Here is a 17181-nt window from a genome sequence, read left to right on the forward strand (position 1 = left end):
CGCTCGGGAGGCCCGGTGCGTCAGGATGGGGGCATGAGCGCCCAGCCCTGGCAACCGATCTCGCTGCGCACCCGGCGGCTGGACCTGGTCGGCGTCGACCCGGCCCGGGCCCAGGAGCTCGCCGCGGGGGTGTGCCCGCTGCCGTGCGCGCCCGGCTACCCGCACGCAGACACGAGCAGCGCCGCCCGCCTGGCCCGGGCCGCCGTCGAGCTCGACAACTGGGTGCCCGGCTACGGGATGTACATGATCGTGCGGCGCCGCGACGGCCTGGTCGTCGGCGACATCGGCTTCCACGCCCCGCCGGACCTGCGCGGGGCCGCCGAGATCGGCTACGGCCTCGCGGAGAGCGCCCGGGGCAGGGGCTACCTGACCGAGGCGCTGGCGGCCGTCCTCGAGTGGGCGCACGCCCACGGCTGCGCGACCGTGCTCGCCGACGTGGACCCCGGCAACCGCCCCTCGCTCGCGGTCCTGGAGCGCTGCGGCTTCGAGCCGGTGCGCTCCCCGGGCCCCCAGCTGCGCCTGCGCCACGCCGGGTGAGAGGCCGCCGCGCCCCTCAGGCGCGGACCCGCGTCGGCTCGTCCCAGCGGGTGGTGGCCCGGTTGGAGAGCATCCCGCGACGCATCCGCCGGTCCGGCGGGGCGGCCATGCCGGCCAGGCCGAGCCCGAGCGCGCCGCGGCCGAGCTGTCCGTTGACCTCGTCGAGCAGCGCCCCGATGCGCCGCCCGCGCGGATCCGCCGGCCCGCCCCGGCCAGGGCGTCCGGGCTGGCCTCCCGCACCCGGACGAAGGCCTCGTCGATCGAGTGGGCCTCCACTGCGGGGGACAGGGTGCGCAGGAGCTCCATGAGCCGGTGGGACAGGGACCCGTGGAGCTCGTAGTTGGGCGAGCGGGCGACGACGCCCAGACGCGCGGCGGCGTCCCTGACCCGGAACCACGGCGCGCCCCGCGCGATCCCGAGCCCGGCCGCCTCCCGGCTGCGGGCGATGACGCAGCCGTCGTTGTCGGACAGCGCCACCAGCGGGGCGCCCTCCAGCTCGGGGTGGGAAACCCGCTCGCACGCGCAGTACACGCGCAGTAGTACGCGTCGACGTCCACGAAGCGCGTAGCGCCTCAGCGGTGCAGGTGGTGCGGGCACGTCGTCCACTCCCCAGACGGTCAGCTCGCGGGGGCGCAGCACCGGATAGGCGTCATTGGCCGGGTGCAGCCGGGGGCCGTCCGGGCCCAGACGGAGGCGCTCGACGGTCAGCTCGCCCTCGACGACCGCGATGACCACGTCGCCCTCGCCGGGCTCCAGGGAGCGGTCCACGATGAGCTCGTCGCCGTCGAAGATGCCCGCCCCCTCCATCGAGCCCCTGGCGACCCGCACGACGAACGTGGCGGGCCGGTTGCGGATCAGGTGCTCGGTGAGGTCGACGTCGCCGTCCCAAGTAGTCCTGCGCGGGCGAGGGGAAGCCCGCCGCGACGGCCTCGACGGCCAGCGGCACCGGCGCCGCCTCCGCCTGCTGCGCGACCCGCAGCAGGGATCTCACGTCGTACGTGCGTTCGATGATAGGCCCTGGTGCGGCGACCACTAGACTTGGCGCCACTATGACGACTCCCGCCCGCACCCGCGTTGCCCCGTCCCCCACCGGCGATCCGCACGTCGGCACCGCCTACATGGCCCTCTTCGACAAGGCCTGGGCGGTGCGGACCGGGGGCCGGTTCATCCTGCGCATCGAGGACACCGACCGCAACCGGCTGGTCCCGGGCTCCGAGCAGCAGATCGTCGAGACCCTCGACTGGCTGGGCCTGCACCCCGACGAGTCGCCGGTCGTCGGCGGGCCCTGCGCCCCCTACCGGCAGTCCGAGCGGCTGGACCACTACCGGCCGGTCGTCGACCGGCTCATCGCCGACGGGCACGCCTACCACTGCTGGTGCTCCCCCGAGCGGCTGGCCGCGATGCGCGAGGAGAAGGCGGCCCGGAAGGAGGACACCCGCTACGACCGGCTGTGCCACGGCATGACGAGGGACGAGCGCGCCGAGCTGCCCGGCTTCACCGAGAACCCCACCGTGCGCATGCTCGTCCCCGACGACGCGCCCACCACCTTCCACGACCTCATCCGCGGCGAGGTGCGAGCGCCGTTCCCGGACGACCAGGTCATCATGAAGGCCGACGGCTTCCCCACCTACCACCTGGCCGTCGTCGTCGACGACCACGGGATGGGCATCACGACGGTCGTCCGGGGCGAGGAGTGGATCAGCTCCACGCCCAAGCACGTCCTGCTCCACCAGTGGCTCGGCTGGCGGCTGCCGGAGTTCGCGCACATGCCGCTGCTGCGCAACCCCGACCACTCCAAGATCTCCAAGCGCAAGAACCCGGCGGCGCGCCTCATGTGGTTCAAGGAGCAGGGCTACCTGCCGGAGGCCCTGCGCAACTTCCTCCAGCTGCTGGCCTACCCGCCGGCGCCCGGGGACGAGGAGATCAGCACCTTCGAGCAGTTCGTCGCCGGTTTCGACTGGGGCAAGGTCAACACGGTCGGCCCGGTCTTCGACACGAAGAAGCTCGACTGGCTCAACGGCCACTACATCCGCGAGCTGGACGACGCCGAGCTGGGGGAGCGCCTCGTCGAGTTCATCGGCGAGAACCGGCAGTGGGGCGAGCACCCCGACCCCGCGTGGGAGGGCGTCGTGCGGGCGGCCGCCGGCATGATCAAGCCGCGCCTGGTCAAGCTGTCGGACGCCTGGGACCAGATCGCCTTCCTCACGGTCCCCGACGACGCGGTCGTCGTCGAGGACGCGGCGCTCGATCGACTCAAGGGCGACGTCGCCGGGATCCTCGACGCCACCACCGAGGCCCTCGGTCCGCTCGAGCCCTTCGAGGCGGACTCGATCGAGGCGGCCCTGCGCTCCCGGCTCGTCGACGGGCTGGGCGTCAAGCCCCGCGTCGCCTTCGCGCCGCTCCGCACGGCCATCAGCGGCCGCAGGGTCAGCCCGCCGCTGTTCGAGAGCTGCCAGATCCTCGGGCGCGCCGCCACGCTGGCCCGCATCGAGGGGCTGCGCGGACGGCTGTGACCGCGGGCCCGTGCCGATCCGCGGACGTCAGCGGCCGCCGGGCCGTCCCGGCGGACGGTCCGCGGCGCCGGCGACTTGCCTGAGCGGGCGATCCATGGAACGATGGACAAGTTGCTCCCCGCAGTACGGGCGCGTCCGGGCCCTCGGCCCGCGGCCTCCCGCGGCGGGGGAGCCCGGACGAGCGGCGGGTCCGCGGGCCCCTGTCCGGCCGCAGAGGGCGCACGCGCGGCGTGCGCTCAAAAAATGCCGGCCGACACGCCCGACCCCGGGTGCCAGGCGACACGACATTGACAAGGGTGGACAGTGGCGAGAGCGGCGAGTTCTCGAGGCATCTCCGCCCCGGTCACAACCAGGCCAGGCCGGTCGCACCGGCCCAGCAGGGACGAGAAGAGGAACAACCGTGGCGGGACAGAAGATCCGCATCAGGCTCCGTGCCTATGACCACGAGGTCATCGACTCGTCGGCGCGCAAGATCGTCGACACCGTCACCCGTACGGGTGCCAAGGTCGCCGGCCCAGTGCCGTTGCCGACCGAGAAGAACGTGTGGTGCGTCATTCGTTCGCCCCACAAGTACAAGGACAGCCGCGAGCATTTCGAGATGCGCACCCACAAGCGGCTCATCGACATCCTCGACCCGACTCCGAAGACCGTCGACTCGCTCATGCGCCTCGATCTTCCCGCCGGCGTTGACATTGAAATCAAGCTTCCGTGAGGCCGCAGAACATGACTACCGATCGCAAAGTCAGGGGCGTGCTGGGCACCAAGCTCGGCATGACCCAGTTGTGGGACGAGAACAACCGGCTCGTGCCGGTCACCGTCATCCAGGCCGGCCCCTGCGTCGTCACGCGGGTCCGCACGCCTGACAAGGACGGCTACTCCGCCGTCCAGCTCGGCTACGGCACCATCAGGGCCGCGTCGGTCAACAGGCCGGACGCCGGCCAGTTCGCCGCCGCCGGCGCGACCCCGCGCCGCTACCTCGCGGAGATCCGGACCGGCGACGCCACCGAGTACACGCCGGGCCAGGAGCTCGGCGCCGACACCTTCGCCGTCGACGACGTCGTCGACGTCACCGGCGTGACCAAGGGCAAGGGCACCGCCGGCGTCGTCAAGCGGCACGGCTTCCGCGGCCTGCGCGCCAGCCACGGCGTCCACCGCAAGCACCGCTCGCCCGGCGGCATCGGCGCCTGCTCGACTCCGGGTCACGTCTTCAAGGGCCTGCGCATGGCCGGCCGCATGGGCAACGAGCGCAAGACCGTCCAGAACCTCTCGGTCGTCTCCGTCGACGCCGACAAGGGCCTGATCCTCGTGCGCGGCGCCGTCCCCGGCAACAGGGGCGGTCTCGTCGTCGTGCGCAGCGCCGCCAAGAAGGGTGATGCCAAGTGAACGGGAACAGCACCGTCGACGTCGTCGACGTCAAGGGCGAGCGGTCCGGCTCCGTCGAGCTGCCCGGCGAGCTCTTCGACGTCCAGGCCAACATCGCGCTGATGCACCAGGTCGTCACCGCCCAGCTCGCGGCGGCCCGCCAGGGCACCCACGCCACGAGGACCCGTTCGCGGGTCTCCGGCGGCGGCCGGAAGCCGTGGCGCCAGAAGGGCACCGGCCGTGCCCGCCAGGGCTCGACCCGCGCCCCCCAGTGGACCGGCGGCGGCATCGCCCACGGCCCGGTGCCGCGCAGCTACGCGCAGCGCACGCCCAAGAAGATGATCGCCGCCGCCCTGCGCGGGGCCCTCTCCGACCGGGCCCGCGAGGGCCGGCTCCACGTGGTGGACTCCTTCGCCTCCGGCGAGCGGCCCAGCACGAGGACCGCCGCCGCCCTGCTCGCCACCCTCGGCGACCACGACCGTGTCCTCGCCGTGCTCGAGCGCTCCGAGGAGACCAGCCGGCTCTCGCTGCGCAACCTCGTCGGCGTCCACGTCCTGTCCTGGGACCAGCTGAACGCCTACGACGTGCTCGTCGCCGATGCCGTGGTGTTCAGCAGGTCGGCCCTCGAGGCCTTCATCGCCGGCCCCGCCAAGGGCAAGTCCGTCAAGGCCGTCTCCGCCAGCGGTGAGGCCGAGCTCGAGGAGGACGCCAAGTGAGCGACTTCAAGATCCACGATCCGCACGACGTCATCCTCGCCCCCGTGGTGAGCGAGAAGACCTACGGCCTGATCGACCAGAACACCTACACCTTCGAGGTCAGCCCCAAGGCCAACAAGATCGAGATCCGTCAGGCCGTCGAGGCCATCTTCGGGGTCCGGGTCCTGTCGGTCAACACCCTGAACAGGGCCGGCAAGAGGCGTCGCACGCGTCACGGCATCGGCCGCACCGCCGACACCAAGCGCGCCCTCGTGACCCTGGCGGCCGACGACCACATCGACATTTTCGGGAACGCTCCGGCCGAGTGACCGGGAGCCGACGCGCAGACAAGGAACGAAGAACCTCATGGCCATTCGCAAGTACAGGCCCACCACGCCGGGCCGTCGCGGCTCCAGCGTGTCCGACTTCAGTGAACTGACACGCTCGAGGCCGGAGAAGTCGCTGGTCGTCCCGAAGCCGAAGACAGGCGGTCGCAACAACTCCGGCCGCATCACCACCCGCCACATCGGAGGCGGGCACAAGCAGGCCTACCGCCTGGTGGACTTCAAGCGCTACGACAAGGACGGCGTGCCGGCCCGGGTCGCCCACCTCGAGTACGATCCGGGCCGCACCGCCCGCATCGCGCTGCTCCACTACGCGGACGGCGAGAAGCGCTACATCATCGCCCCGCTGGGCCTGTCCCAGGGCGCGACGGTGGTCTCCGGCCCCGACGCCGACATCAAGCCCGGCAACAATCTGCCGCTGCGCAACATCCCGGTCGGCACCCAGGTGCACGCCGTGGAGCTGCGCCCCGGCGGCGGCGCCAAGCTCGGCCGCAGCGCCGGCGCCGTGATCCAGCTGGTCGCCCGCGAGGGCAAGTACGCCACCCTGCGCATGCCCTCGGGCGAGATGCGCATGGTCGACGTCCGCTGCCGCGCCACCATCGGCGCGGTCGGCAACGCCGAGTACGCCAACATCAGCTGGGGCAAGGCCGGCCGCAACCGCTGGCGCGGCGTCCGACCGACCGTGCGCGGCGTCGTGATGAACCCGATCGACCACCCCCACGGCGGTGGCGAGGGCCGCACCTCCGGCGGCCGTCACCCGGTGAGCCCGTGGGGCAAGCCCGAGGGCCGCACCCGCAACAGGAACAAGGCCAGCAGCAAGCTGATCGTCCGTCGCCGCAAGTCCGGCAAGAAGCGCTGATTCAGGAGCCAGTAGAGATATGCCTCGCAGCTTGAAGAAGGGCCCGTTCGTAGACGAGCACCTGCAGAAGAAGATCGACCTGCAGAACGAGAGCGGCACGAAGAACGTCATCAAGACCTGGTCGCGCCGCTCGATGGTCACCCCGGACATGCTCGGCCACACCATCGCCGTGCACGACGGTCGCAAGCACGTCCCGGTGTTCATCACCGAGTCGATGATCGGTCACAAGCTCGGTGAGTTCGCGCCCACGCGCACTTTCCGCGGCCATGTGAAGGACGACAAGAAGGCCCGCCGGCGCTGAGGCGCGGACCAGAAGGAATGAATTCGATGAGCAACACCAACGAACGGCCCAGCCGTCGTCTTGCCCTGCTCGGGGATCGTCCTGGCTCGTACGCCATTGCGCGTCACGTCCGGATGAGCCCCCGCAAGGTGCGCCGTGTCGTCGACACGGTGCGTGGGATGGACGCCGCCCAGGCCATCGCCACCCTCCGCTTCGCCCCGCAGGCCGCCGCCGAGCCGGTCCGCAAGGTGATCCAGAGCGCGGTCGCCAACGCCGAGTCGGCCGAGGGCCTGCGCGTCGACGACCTCTACGTCAGCCAGATCTTCGTGGACGAGGGCGTCACGATGCGCCGCATCCGCCCCCGCGCCAAGGGCTCGGCCAGCCGGATCCTCAAGCGCGCCAGCCACATCACCGCGGTCGTCGAGCCCCGCTCGGCTGCCAGGAAGGGAGCCTGAGCATGGGACAGAAGATCAACCCGAACGGCTTCCGCCTGGGCGTGACCACCGACCACACGTCGCGCTGGTACGCCGAGAAGCAGTACGCCGAGCTCGTGGGCGAGGACGACGCGGTGCGCTCCTGGCTCACCAAGAACCTCGAGCGCGCCGGGGTCTCCTCGGTGGAGATCGAGCGCCGCTCCGAGCGCCTCACGATCTTCCTCTACGCCGCGCGTCCGGGCATCGTCATCGGCCGCAACGGCGCCGAGGCGGAGCGCGTGCGCAGCGAGCTCGAGAAGCTCACGGGCAAGCAGATCCAGCTGAACATCCTCGAGGTCAAGAGCCCCGAGACCGACGCCCAGCTCGTGGCCCAGGGCATCGCCGAGCAGCTCGGCGCCCGCGTCGCCTTCCGCCGCGCGATGCGCAAGGCCCAGCAGACCGCCGTCCGGATGGGCGCCCAGGGCATCCGCATCAAGTGCTCCGGCCGTCTCGGCGGCGCCGAGATGAGCCGCTCCGAGGGCTACCGCGAGGGCCGCGTGCCGCTGCACACCCTGCGCGCCGACATCGACTACGGCTTCTACGAGGCCCGCACCACCTACGGGCGCATCGGCGTCAAGGTGTGGATCTACAAGGGCGACGTCACCGGCACCCGCGCCGAGCGCGCGGCCCAGAAGGCCGCCCGTCAGGCGGCCCCGGGCCGTCAGCGCAGCAACCGTCGTCCGGGCCGCGGCGAGCGCTCCGGTCGTCGTCGCGCCGACGCCGCCCGCGAGCAGGCCCCGCGCAGCGCCGCTCCCAACGCCCCGGCAGAGGCGCCCGAAATCCAGAACGCAGGAGCCTGAGACCCATGTTGATTCCCAAGCGCGTCAAGTACCGCAAGCAGCACCACCCGAAGCGCCGAGGCATGGCCAAGGGCGGGACGCAGCTGGCCTTCGGCGAGTTCGGCATCCAGGCCCTCGAGCCGGGCTACCTGACGAACCGCCAGATCGAGGCCGCCCGTATCGCCATGACCCGCTACATCAAGCGCGGCGGGAAGGTCTGGATCGACGTCTATCCCGACCGTCCGCTGACCAAGCACCCCGCCGAATCCCGCATGGGCTCCGGCAAGGGCACGCCCGAGTTCTGGGTCGTCAACGTCAAGCCGGGCCGCGTGCTCTTCGAGCTGGCCGGCGTGTCCGAGGAGGTCGCCTCCGAGGCGCTGCGCCTGGCCATCCACAAGCTGCCCTTCAAGGCACGCATCATCAAGCGCGAAGCAGGTGAGAACTGACATGGCGAAGAACCAGAGGGCCACCGCAGCCGAGCTGCGCGAGCTGTCCCGCGCCGATCTCAACGCCAGGGTCGTGGAGCTGAAGGAGGAGCTGTTCGCGCTGCGCTTCCAGGCCGCCACGGGCCAGCTCGAGAACACCGCGCGGCTGCGCGAGGTTCGCAAGGACATCGCCCGCATCTACACGGTGCTGCAGGAGCGCAACCTCGGCATCGTCGACGATCCGGACCGTGAAGGAGAGGTCGAGGCATGAGCGAGTCGGCACAGAGCGCCACCAGGCGCAACACGCGCAAGGTCCGCGAGGGTCTGGTCGTGTCCGACAAGATGGACAAGACGATCGTCGTCGCCGTCGAGGACCGGGTGAAGCACCCGCTGTACGGCAAGGTCATGACCAAGACCGTCCGCTTCAAGGCCCACGACGAGAACAACGAGGCCGGCATGGGCGACCGCGTGCGCATCATGGAGACGCGCCCGCTGTCCGCCGCCAAGCGCTGGCGCCTGGTCGCCATCGTCGAGAAGGCCAAGTAACCGAGACCCGGCGGCGCCGTCCGCGTCGGCGGCGCCGCTGCTCCCTCTGGCAGAATCCAGAGGTCAACTACGAGTCCGGCGAGGCCTCGGGCAGCCCCGGGGAACCGGTCGGACGGAGGAGAAGAAATGATCCAGCAGGAGACGCGACTGAGGGTCGCTGACAACACGGGTGCCAAGGAGCTCTTGTGCATCCGTGTTCTCGGCGGCTCGAAGCGTCGCTACGCCGGGCTCGGCGACACCATCGTGTGCACCGTCAAGGACGCCATCCCCGGTGGCAACGTGAAGAAGGGCGAGGTCGTCAAGGCCGTCGTCGTGCGCACCGTCAAGCCGCACCGCCGGGCCGATGGCTCCTACATCAAGTTCGACGAGAACGCGGCCGTCGTCCTGGGCGGCAGCACGAGCGAACCCCGCGGCACCCGTATCTTCGGGCCGGTGGCCCGCGAACTGCGTGACAGGCGCTTCATGCGCATCGTCTCGCTGGCTCCCGAGGTGATCTGAGGATGGCGAAGATGAAGCTGAAGAAGGGCGACCGCGTCAAGGTCATCGCCGGCAAGGACAAGGGCGTGGTCGGCGAGATCATCGCCGTCTTCCCCGAGGACGACCGCGTGACGGTCCAGGGCGTCAACGTCGTCAAGCGCCACCAGCGCGACACCGGCGACCCCAACACCGGTCGGCAGGTCAAGGGCGGGATCATCTCGCGGGAGGCCCCGATCCACGTCTCCAACGTCCAGTTGCTCGTCAAGGACGGCGGCGAGGACGTCGTGACCCGGATCGGCTCCAAGCGGGTGACCGTGACCAAGCGCCGTCCCGACGGCTCCGAGTACGAGGGCACCCGCGGTGTCCGCATCGCCCGCAGGACGGGGGAGGAGATCTGATGGCCCGCAACACCGACAACACCCTCAAGGTCGCGGACGCGGCCCGGGCCGCCGCGCCGCAGACCCCGCGTCTCAAGGCCCGCTACCTCGACGAGATCCGCGGGCGGCTCCAGGAGCAGTTCTCGTACACCAACCCGATGCTCGTCCCCGGTCTCACGAAGATCGTCGTGAACATGGGCGTCGGCGAGGCCGCGCACGACTCGAAGGTGCTCGACGGGGCGATCAAGGACCTCACGGCCATCACCGGCCAGAAGCCCATGGTCGTCAGGGCCCGCAAGTCGATCGCCCAGTTCCACCTGCGCGAGGGCCAGGCGATCGGCGCCTACGTCACCCTGCGCGGCGACCGCATGTGGGAGTTCGCCGACCGGCTGCTCACCCTGGCCCTGCCCCGCATCCGCGACTTCCGCGGGCTCAACGGCAACCAGTTCGACGGCAACGGCAACTACACCTTCGGCCTGACCGAGCAGGTCATGTTCCACGAGATCGACCAGGACAAGATCGACCGGGTCCGCGGCATGGACATCACCTTCGTCACGACCGCCCGGACCGACGAGGAGGGCAGGGCCCTGCTCAAGGCCCTCGGCTTCCCGTTCAAGGCGGTCGACGATCCCAAGACCAAGAAGAAGAGCGGCCCGCAGCGCGGTCGCAGGAAGAAGTGACAGCCATGGCCAAGACCGCTCTCAAGGTGAAGCAGGCGCGCAAGCCCAAGTTCGCCGTGCGCGCCTACACCAGGTGCCAGCGCTGCGGCCGCCCGAAGGCCGTCTACCGCAAGTTCGGCCTGTGCCGCATCTGCCTGCGCGAGCTCGCCCACGCGGGCGACCTGCCGGGCGTGACCAAGTCGTCCTGGTGAGCGCGCGCGTCCACCCGATGACCCCACGGCGGCGCGAGCCGCTCTCCGCCCGGCCCGGCGAACCGGCCGGGGCGGACGGACCAGAACTCGAACACGACAGGTCCGGGCGTCGCCCGGAAACCGTGGTGAGAAAGAGGCTGACAAGCCATGACCATGACTGACCCGATCGCAGACATGCTCACGCGTCTGCGCAACGCCAATCAGGCGTATCACGACGAGACGAGCATGCCCAGCTCCAAGATCAAGGTGGGCATCGCGACGATCCTGAAGCAGGAGGGCTACATCGCCGACTTCTCGGTGGTCGAGCCCCAGGCTGGCGAGGTGGGCAGGACGCTCACCCTCAGGCTCAAGTACGGCGACGACCGCAAGCGCTCCATCGCCGGCCTGCGCCGCATCAGCAAGCCGGGTCTGCGCGTCTACGCGAAGTCCAACCAGCTGCCCAAGGTGCTGGGCGGCATGGGCATCGCGATCATCTCGACCTCCCAGGGCCTGATGACCGACAGGCAGGCCCACCGCAGGTCCGTGGGCGGCGAAGTGCTCGCCTACGTCTGGTGAGCGGACGAGACAGGCAAGGAGATAGAGAAATGTCACGAATTGGCAGGCTCCCCATCGCAGTCCCGTCCGGCGTCGAGGTGACCCTCGAGGGCCAGGACGTGACCGTGAAGGGCCCGAAGGGCGAGCTCTCGCGGACCATCCCGGAGCCCATCACCATCTCCCGGAACGACGAGGGCCAGCTGGTCGTCGAGCGTCCCGACGACGAGCGCACGAGCAAGTCGCTGCACGGGCTGAGCCGCACCTTGGTGAACAACATGGTGGTCGGCGTCACCGAGGGCTACGAGAAGCACCTCGAGGTCGTCGGCGTCGGCTACCGCGTCGTCGCCAAGGGCCCCGCGCAGCTCGAGTTCGCGCTCGGCTTCTCGCACCCGGTGATCGTCGACGCCCCCGAGGGCATCACCTTCGAGGTCATCACGCAGACGAGCTTCAAGGTGCACGGCATCGACAAGCAGGTCGTCGGCGAGGTTGCGGCGAACATCCGCAAGATCCGCAAGCCCGAGCCCTACAAGGGCAAGGGTGTCCGGTACGCCGGCGAGCACATCCGCCGCAAGGTCGGGAAGGCTGGTAAGTGATCATGGCGGTCAACATCAATCATCAGAAGCACCTCGCCGCCCGCAGGTCCGCCCGGCTGCGTCGTCAGAAGCGCGGCCGCAAGAAGATCTTCGGCTACCCGGAGCGCCCGCGCCTGGTCGTCACCCGCAGCGCCCGCCACATGGTGGCGCAGGTCATCGACGACGTCGCCGGCGTCACGCTCGTCTCGGCCTCCACCATGGAGAAGGACGTGCGCGCCCTCGACGGCGACAAGAAGGCCAAGGCCGCGAGGGTCGGCGAGCTCGTCGGCCGGCGCGCCAAGGACGCCGGGATCGAGCAGGTCGTCTTCGACCGCGCCGGCAACCAGTACCACGGTCGCGTCGCCGCGGTCGCCGACGGCGCCCGCAGGGCCGGTCTGAGTCTCTGACGGAAGGATTAGGAAAAGCGATGAACACATCCCAGCGCGGCGCCAACGGCCGCCAGAGCGGTGACCGTCGCGGCCGTGACGACCGTCGGAGCCGCGACAAGCAGAACGAGCGCAAGGACGAGTACTTGGAGCGCGTCGTCGCCATCAACCGCGTGTCCAAGGTCGTCCAGGGCGGCCGCCGCTTCAGCTTCACCGCGCTCGTCGTGGTGGGCGACGGCGAGGGCACCGTGGGCGTCGGCTACGGCAAGGCCAAGGAGGTGCCCGCGGCGATCGCCAAGGGCGTTGAGGAGGCCAAGAAGCACTTCTTCAGGGTGCCGCTGATCCAGCGCACCATCCCGCACCCCGTGCAGGGCGAGAAGGCGGCCGGCGTCGTCATGCTGCGTCCGGCATCCCCGGGCACCGGCGTCATCGCCGGTGGTTCGGCCCGCGCGGTCCTCGAATGCGCCGGCGTGCACGACGTGCTGGCCAAGTCTCTCGGCTCGCCGAACGCCATCAACGTGGTCCACGCCACTGTCGAGGCCCTCCAGATGCTCGAGGAGCCCGAGCAGGTCGCCAAGCGCCGCGGCAAGTCGGTCGAGGACATCGCCCCGGCCGCCCTGCTGCGCGCCCGTCAGGAAGCGGAGGTGTCGGCCTGATGGCAGACCTGAGGATCACGCAGATCAAGTCGACCGTGGCCCAGAAGCCCGCCATCAGGGCGAGCGTGCGGGCCCTCGGTCTGAAGCGAATTGGTGACACCGTCACGCAGCCCGATCGGCCGGAGATCCGCGGTATGATCCGCGCTGCGCGCCACCTGGTCACCGTGGAAGAGGTGAAGTGAGCATGGCGATCAAGGTCCACCACCTGCGCCCCGCACCCGGTGCGAACCGCCCCAGGAAGCGTGTCGGCCGGGGCGAGGCCGGCAAGGGCGGCAAGACGGCCGGCCGTGGTACCAAGGGCACGGGCGCGCGCAAGAACGTGCCCGAGAGCTTCGAGGGCGGTCAGATGCCGATGCACATGCGCATGCCGAAGCTGCGCGGCTTCCAGAATCCGTTCCGGGTGGAGTACCAGCCCGTGAACGTGGCCCGGATCGCCGAGCACTTCCCGGACGGCGGTGCCGTCGGCGTCGAGGACCTCGTCGCCGCGGGACTCGTCCGCGGCGGCAGGCCGGTCAAGGTGCTGGGGGACGGCGAACTGAGCGTCAGGCTCGACATCACCGCCGACCGGTTCAGCGCCTCCGCCAAGGAGAAGATCGAGAGGGCCGGAGGCAGCGTCACCGAGCGTTGAGAACGGTCCCGTCGCGAGGGGCGGCCCCGGAAGGGGGCCGCCCCTCGCGCGTGCGCGGGGTACGGCAGGGGGCGGACAGGTACACCACGTAATGGTACGGCCGCCCCTCGCTCGTGCGGGATCCGCCGTCAGAAATGACGGCAGGGCGCCCCTCGCGCGTGTGCGGAATGGGGTCCATTCCGGGCCGGCGCGCCCGCGCACCGGCCGCCGCGCGGGGGCCGGGACGTCGCCGTGCACCCGTCCGGCCCACCGGCGACCCCTCGTGCGCGCCACCCGTGGGCGGTCACGATGCCCGTGGCGGGCCCGTTGGTGGCATGCTTGTCGGCACCATGGGTGATGTCTTCGCTGAACGCTACGAACTGGTCGATGCCCTCGCCGGGCCGCCGACACCGCTGAACCGGGTCTGGGACGCCCGCGACCGCGTCTACCGGGTCGGTCGGCTCATCGAGGACGCCCCCGAGGACCTGGCCGAGCTGCTCGGCCGGATCCCCCGCGCCGGTGCCCATCTGGCGGTTCCCGTCGGCTGCTGCACCGACCACGGCACGGCGCTCGTCGTCGGCCCCCTCGTCCCCGGCCAACTGCTCGCCGACCGGATGGCGGACCACGAGCCGATCGACGTCGACAACGCCCTGGAGATCACGGACCAGGTGCTGGCGGCCCTCGGCGTGCTGCACGGCGTCGGGCTCGTCCACCGCGCCCTCGGCGACCGCGTCGTCGTGCTGCGCGCGGGCCGGCGCCCCCATGTGCTCCTCGGCGGTCTCGGCGGGGTGGCGGAGGCTGCGGCCCCCGGGAGCGCCCGCGGGGTCGGCCCGGTGGTCGGCGTCCCCGGGTACATGTCGCTCGAGGCCTTCTCCGGCGCCGCCCCGGAGCCGGTGCAGGACCTCTACTCGGTGGGAGCCCTGCTGGTCCAGATGCTCACGGGGCGTCGCCCCTCGGCCGGGGCCGTGGCCCGTGGAGGGGCCGAGGTGCCGGCCCGTCACCGCGGCACGCCGGTCGGCGATTTCCTCTCGCACCTGCTGGCCACGGCCGCGTCCCGGACCCCCAGCGCGTCGGCTGCCCGCGCCGAGCTCGCCGCCGTGCGGGCCGCCCTCAACGCCCAGGAGGGCCCCGCGGTGCGCTTCGCCGCGCCCTTCGTCGTCGAGGACCTCACCCCGGACCTGCCGCCCGACTGGGGCGTCGGCGGGCCTCTGCCGGCACGCGTGAGCGAGCACATGGTCCGCGTCATCCGGGACCCGGAGCCCGCGGGGGACGTCCCGGCGGTCCCCTCGTCCGGCGAGCCGGCGGTCGTCGGCGGCCGGAGGGGCCGGCGGGCGCTGCTCGTCGTGCTGGCGTGCGCGCTCGTCGCCGCGGTGGTGGTGGGGGCTCGCCTGCTGCTCTGACCGGGGCCGGCCCGGGGCGGGACTGCGCGACCCGCGGCCGCCTGGCCGCGGGATCCGGGACGGGGCTCAGATGACGTAGATCGTCACGGTGGAGCCCTTGGCCAGCCTCGTGCCGCGCACCGGGTCGGTCCGCTGCACCCGGTCGAGGTGGGTCGAGGCGCTCTCGTCCACGTACTTCTGCTCGACGGTGAAGCCGGCCGCCTCGAGGGTCGAGCGTGCGTCGGCGGTCGTGCGGGCGCGCACGTCCGGAACCGCGACCTGCTCGGCGCCGCTCGAGACGACCAGGTGGATCTCGCTGCCGGCCTGCAGCTGCCCGGAGGCCGGGTCCTGCGAGATGACCTTGCCCGCCTCGACGTCCGCCGAGGGCTTCTCCTCGGTCGTCACGGTGAAGCCGGCCGCCTCCAGCGTGCTCCGGGCGTCCGCGGCGGACCGTCCCGTGCAGTCGGTCACCGCGACGGGCGCAGGACCCATCGAGACGACCAGGTCGACGGCCGTGTCGTGGACGACCTGGGAGCCCGCCTCGGCGCCGGCCGAGACGACCCTGCCGCTGTCGACGGTGTCGGAGTACTCCCCGGTCACCGAACCGACGGCCAGGTGGGCGCCGACGAGCGCACTCGAGGCGGCGTCCTGGGACAGGCCCACGACGTTCGGCATCGCGTAGGTCTGCGGCCCCGCCGAGACGACGGTGTCGATCTGCGCTCTGCGCTCGACCCTCGTCCCGGCCGTCGGGTCGGTCGAGATGACGACGCCGGCTGCCACGTCGTCGCTGTACTGCTGCTCGACGTTGACCGTGAGATCGGCCTGCTGGGCGGCGCCGATCGCGTCGGCCTGGCTCATGCCCGCCATGGTCGGGGTCTCGGTGAAGCGGCCGGCGGCGAACCACCAGGAGCTCACGCCGATGACGGCGGCGAGGACGAGGACGAGCAGCGTTGCGACGAGGCCGCGTCGGCGCCGGTGCACCGGGTCGTTGACGATCTCGGGGAACAGCGGTGTGCGCTGGCTGCGGGGCAGGGGGCCGCGGGGCTGCGGGTTGCGGGGCAGCTGGTGCGAGCCGGTCTGCGAGAGGTGGTCGCGGTAGTCCACCGGGCTGACCGGCGCGGCGGGGCGCGTCGGGGCCCCGACCGGCCGCCAGCCGCCGGAGGGGGGCCGTGCCGCCTCCCCGGGGCGCTGCCGGCCGCGCACCCGGTTCGGGTGCACCCGGGGGCTCGTCGGGCCCGACCGGGACGGACCGGTGCCGCGGGCGCGCGAGGGCACCGGCCCCGAGACGCTCGAGGCTCCGACGTACTCGCGACGCTCCGCCCTCGAGGCGAGGCGGATCGGCTCGGTGTCGGCGTGCTCGCGGCCGGCGCTCCCGGCGGACCAGTGGCGGCCCTCGCGCCAGCCGGGCGGGTACATGACCATGGCCAGCGATTCGTCGTGCGTCACGCCGGCCGCTGCGGCGGCGCGGGCGCGCCGCACCCGGGAGAGCAGCTCGTGGCCGTCGGCCGGACGGCGGTCGGGATCGCGGCGCGTGCACGCGGCGACGAGGGCGTCCACATAGTCGGGCACCGGGGCGTGGCCGTTGCGGCGCAGCGTCCGGGACGGCGCGGGCACCGACCGGTGGACGTGCGCGTAGGCGACCTGGAGGTTCTCGCCCGTGTAGGGCTTCTCGCCGGTCAGCAGCTCGTAGAGGACGATGCCGGTCGAGTAGATGTCGGAGCGGGCGTCCGCGTGCGTCTGGGCGACGATCTCGGGCGGGAGGTAGCTGACCGTGCCGATGACGTTGCCCTTGGCGACGGTGATCGTCTTGGCGCTGGCGGCGCGCGCCAAGCCGAAGTCGCCCACCTTGATCTGGCCCTTGTCCCCGATGAGGACGTTCTCGGGCTTGACGTCGCGGTGCACCAGACCGGACTCGTGGGCCGCCGCCAGGGCGGCCGCGACGGGCTCGATGAGGCTGAGGGCGCGCTCGGGGCCGAACGGCGCCTCGCGCGTGATGAGATTGCGCAGTGTGCAGCCCTCGACGAACTCCATGACGATGTACGGGCGGCCGTGGTCGATGCCCTGGTCGAAGACGCCGACGACGTGCGAGTCGGTCAGGGCCGCCGCCGCCCGAGCCTCGCGGTCGAACTTGCGGGCGAAGTCGGTGTCCTGGGACTCGTCGAGGTCGTCGTGCATGACCTTCACCGCGACGATGCGACCGAGCCTCAGATCCTGGGCGCGGTACACCGTGGCCATGCCGCCACGAGCCAGCTTCTGCAGGATCTCGTAGCGGTCGTCCAGCACATGACCCACCAGAGGGTCAACAGTGCCATTTCTGGTCACGGTGTTGCTCCAAACACGGTCGGGGAAGGAAGGCCGTGCAAGCCTGTGAGCCAGTGTAGGGCGTCGAGATGGGCGAGGTCGAACGAAACACCTGCCGACGCTGTTTCGTTGAAAAGCAACTCATCGTCCGGGGGAGGGCCGGCAGGGGGCGGTCCCGGGAATGACCCGTGCTCCGCGGGGGCGCCGG

General features: G+C 71.5%; 27 protein-coding genes and 1 pseudogene. 25 read left to right on the top strand and 3 right to left on the bottom strand.

What is annotated here, in order from left to right:
* Positions 1-33 precede the first annotated feature (33 nt).
* Entirely contained in the window at positions 34-537 is a 504-nt protein-coding gene (locus tag EGX94_RS09725) for a GNAT family N-acetyltransferase (RefSeq protein WP_051245327.1), read from the top strand.
* A 16-nt stretch (positions 538-553) separates the two neighbouring features.
* Here EGX94_RS09725 and EGX94_RS14410 read toward each other — a convergent pair whose 3' ends face one another.
* Both EGX94_RS14410 and EGX94_RS13890 read right to left on the bottom strand, forming a co-directional pair.
* The gene (locus EGX94_RS14410; protein ID WP_123826239.1) at positions 554-934 is read right to left on the bottom strand and encodes a DUF4113 domain-containing protein; all 381 of its coding nucleotides are present in this window, start codon (positions 932-934) and stop codon (positions 554-556) included.
* Positions 826-1365, bottom strand: a pseudogene (locus EGX94_RS13890) (S24 family peptidase); the annotation flags it as partial. The gene EGX94_RS14410 and the pseudogene EGX94_RS13890, both read right to left, overlap by 109 nt.
* On the opposite strand from EGX94_RS13890, the gene EGX94_RS13895 reads away from it, so the two are divergent.
* From EGX94_RS13895 to EGX94_RS09855, 24 genes are all read left to right on the top strand, one after another.
* Positions 1265-1573, top strand: coding sequence for a hypothetical protein (locus EGX94_RS13895; protein ID WP_226906022.1), 309 nt, complete (start codon positions 1265-1267; stop codon positions 1571-1573). The pseudogene EGX94_RS13890 and the gene EGX94_RS13895 overlap by 101 nt on opposite strands.
* An 82-nt stretch (positions 1574-1655) precedes the next feature.
* Complete coding sequence (gene gltX / locus EGX94_RS09745; RefSeq protein ID WP_231386063.1) at positions 1656-3050, top strand: glutamate--tRNA ligase; 1395 nt, start codon at positions 1656-1658, stop codon at positions 3048-3050.
* A 400-nt stretch (positions 3051-3450) separates the two neighbouring features.
* Positions 3451-3762 carry a 30S ribosomal protein S10 gene (rpsJ, locus tag EGX94_RS09750; protein WP_016668002.1) on the top strand — a complete coding sequence of 104 codons (312 nt, stop codon included), beginning with the start codon at positions 3451-3453 and terminating at the stop codon, positions 3760-3762.
* 11 nt (positions 3763-3773) lie between these two features.
* The gene (rplC, locus tag EGX94_RS09755) at positions 3774-4433 is read left to right on the top strand and encodes a 50S ribosomal protein L3 (protein ID WP_043122969.1); all 660 of its coding nucleotides are present in this window, start codon (positions 3774-3776) and stop codon (positions 4431-4433) included.
* A complete protein-coding gene (rplD, locus tag EGX94_RS09760) occupies positions 4430-5128 on the top strand; it encodes a 50S ribosomal protein L4 (RefSeq protein WP_021798534.1) in 699 nt (232 codons plus the stop codon). Before rplC ends, rplD begins: the two co-directional genes overlap by 4 nt.
* Positions 5125-5436: a 50S ribosomal protein L23 gene (rplW, locus tag EGX94_RS09765; RefSeq protein ID WP_021798527.1), complete on the top strand. Its 312-nt coding sequence runs from the start codon at positions 5125-5127 to the stop codon at positions 5434-5436. The genes rplD and rplW overlap by 4 nt, the downstream gene beginning before the upstream one ends.
* Before the next feature lie 37 nt (positions 5437-5473).
* Positions 5474-6310, top strand: coding sequence for a 50S ribosomal protein L2 (rplB, locus tag EGX94_RS09770; RefSeq protein ID WP_021798540.1), 837 nt, complete (start codon positions 5474-5476; stop codon positions 6308-6310).
* A 19-nt stretch (positions 6311-6329) separates the two neighbouring features.
* Complete coding sequence (gene rpsS / locus EGX94_RS09775) at positions 6330-6611, top strand: 30S ribosomal protein S19 (protein WP_021798543.1); 282 nt, start codon at positions 6330-6332, stop codon at positions 6609-6611.
* Positions 6612-6637: 26 nt separating this feature from the next.
* On the top strand, positions 6638-7045 hold the full coding sequence (gene rplV, locus EGX94_RS09780) for a 50S ribosomal protein L22 (protein ID WP_021798541.1): 408 nt from the start codon (positions 6638-6640) through the stop codon (positions 7043-7045).
* A gap of 2 nt (positions 7046-7047) precedes the next feature.
* The gene (gene rpsC, locus EGX94_RS09785; RefSeq protein WP_021798538.1) at positions 7048-7863 is read left to right on the top strand and encodes a 30S ribosomal protein S3; all 816 of its coding nucleotides are present in this window, start codon (positions 7048-7050) and stop codon (positions 7861-7863) included.
* A 5-nt stretch (positions 7864-7868) separates the two neighbouring features.
* On the top strand, positions 7869-8288 hold the full coding sequence (gene rplP / locus EGX94_RS09790) for a 50S ribosomal protein L16 (RefSeq protein WP_021798530.1): 420 nt from the start codon (positions 7869-7871) through the stop codon (positions 8286-8288).
* Between the two features lies 1 nt (position 8289).
* A complete protein-coding gene (gene rpmC, locus EGX94_RS09795; RefSeq protein WP_021798526.1) occupies positions 8290-8538 on the top strand; it encodes a 50S ribosomal protein L29 in 249 nt (82 codons plus the stop codon).
* Complete coding sequence (rpsQ, locus tag EGX94_RS09800) at positions 8535-8813, top strand: 30S ribosomal protein S17 (protein ID WP_021798536.1); 279 nt, start codon at positions 8535-8537, stop codon at positions 8811-8813. The genes rpmC and rpsQ overlap by 4 nt, the downstream gene beginning before the upstream one ends.
* A gap of 126 nt (positions 8814-8939) precedes the next feature.
* Entirely contained in the window at positions 8940-9311 is a 372-nt protein-coding gene (gene rplN, locus EGX94_RS09805) for a 50S ribosomal protein L14 (protein ID WP_021798539.1), read from the top strand.
* A 2-nt stretch (positions 9312-9313) separates the two neighbouring features.
* Positions 9314-9688: a 50S ribosomal protein L24 gene (rplX, locus tag EGX94_RS09810; protein ID WP_028706175.1), complete on the top strand. Its 375-nt coding sequence runs from the start codon at positions 9314-9316 to the stop codon at positions 9686-9688.
* On the top strand, positions 9688-10347 hold the full coding sequence (gene rplE / locus EGX94_RS09815) for a 50S ribosomal protein L5 (protein ID WP_021798529.1): 660 nt from the start codon (positions 9688-9690) through the stop codon (positions 10345-10347). The genes rplX and rplE overlap by 1 nt, the downstream gene beginning before the upstream one ends.
* 5 nt (positions 10348-10352) lie before the next feature.
* Positions 10353-10538, top strand: a complete 186-nt coding sequence (locus tag EGX94_RS09820; protein WP_021798537.1) for a type Z 30S ribosomal protein S14 — start codon at positions 10353-10355, stop codon at positions 10536-10538.
* Between the two features lie 147 nt (positions 10539-10685).
* Positions 10686-11093 carry a 30S ribosomal protein S8 gene (rpsH, locus tag EGX94_RS09825; protein ID WP_021798535.1) on the top strand — a complete coding sequence of 136 codons (408 nt, stop codon included), beginning with the start codon at positions 10686-10688 and terminating at the stop codon, positions 11091-11093.
* Between the two features lie 29 nt (positions 11094-11122).
* Entirely contained in the window at positions 11123-11665 is a 543-nt protein-coding gene (rplF, locus tag EGX94_RS09830; RefSeq protein WP_021798532.1) for a 50S ribosomal protein L6, read from the top strand.
* Positions 11666-11667: 2 nt separating this feature from the next.
* The gene (gene rplR, locus EGX94_RS09835) at positions 11668-12051 is read left to right on the top strand and encodes a 50S ribosomal protein L18 (protein WP_043122972.1); all 384 of its coding nucleotides are present in this window, start codon (positions 11668-11670) and stop codon (positions 12049-12051) included.
* A gap of 20 nt (positions 12052-12071) precedes the next feature.
* Positions 12072-12686 carry a 30S ribosomal protein S5 gene (gene rpsE, locus EGX94_RS09840; RefSeq protein ID WP_021798528.1) on the top strand — a complete coding sequence of 205 codons (615 nt, stop codon included), beginning with the start codon at positions 12072-12074 and terminating at the stop codon, positions 12684-12686.
* Positions 12686-12868, top strand: coding sequence for a 50S ribosomal protein L30 (gene rpmD, locus EGX94_RS09845; RefSeq protein WP_021798542.1), 183 nt, complete (start codon positions 12686-12688; stop codon positions 12866-12868). The genes rpsE and rpmD overlap by 1 nt, the downstream gene beginning before the upstream one ends.
* 2 nt (positions 12869-12870) lie before the next feature.
* A complete protein-coding gene (rplO, locus tag EGX94_RS09850) occupies positions 12871-13314 on the top strand; it encodes a 50S ribosomal protein L15 (RefSeq protein ID WP_028706172.1) in 444 nt (147 codons plus the stop codon).
* 314 nt (positions 13315-13628) lie between these two features.
* On the top strand, positions 13629-14693 hold the full coding sequence (locus EGX94_RS09855) for a protein kinase domain-containing protein (RefSeq protein ID WP_021796731.1): 1065 nt from the start codon (positions 13629-13631) through the stop codon (positions 14691-14693).
* A 66-nt stretch (positions 14694-14759) separates the two neighbouring features.
* Here EGX94_RS09855 and EGX94_RS14095 read toward each other — a convergent pair whose 3' ends face one another.
* Entirely contained in the window at positions 14760-16964 is a 2205-nt protein-coding gene (locus tag EGX94_RS14095; RefSeq protein WP_123826243.1) for a Stk1 family PASTA domain-containing Ser/Thr kinase, read from the bottom strand.
* Between the last annotated feature and the right edge of the window lie 217 nt (positions 16965-17181).

It is taken from the genome of Propionibacterium acidifaciens (genome assembly GCF_003798325.1).
In the GTDB taxonomy this organism is placed as follows: Bacteria; Actinomycetota; Actinomycetes; order Propionibacteriales; family Propionibacteriaceae; genus Propionibacterium; species Propionibacterium acidifaciens.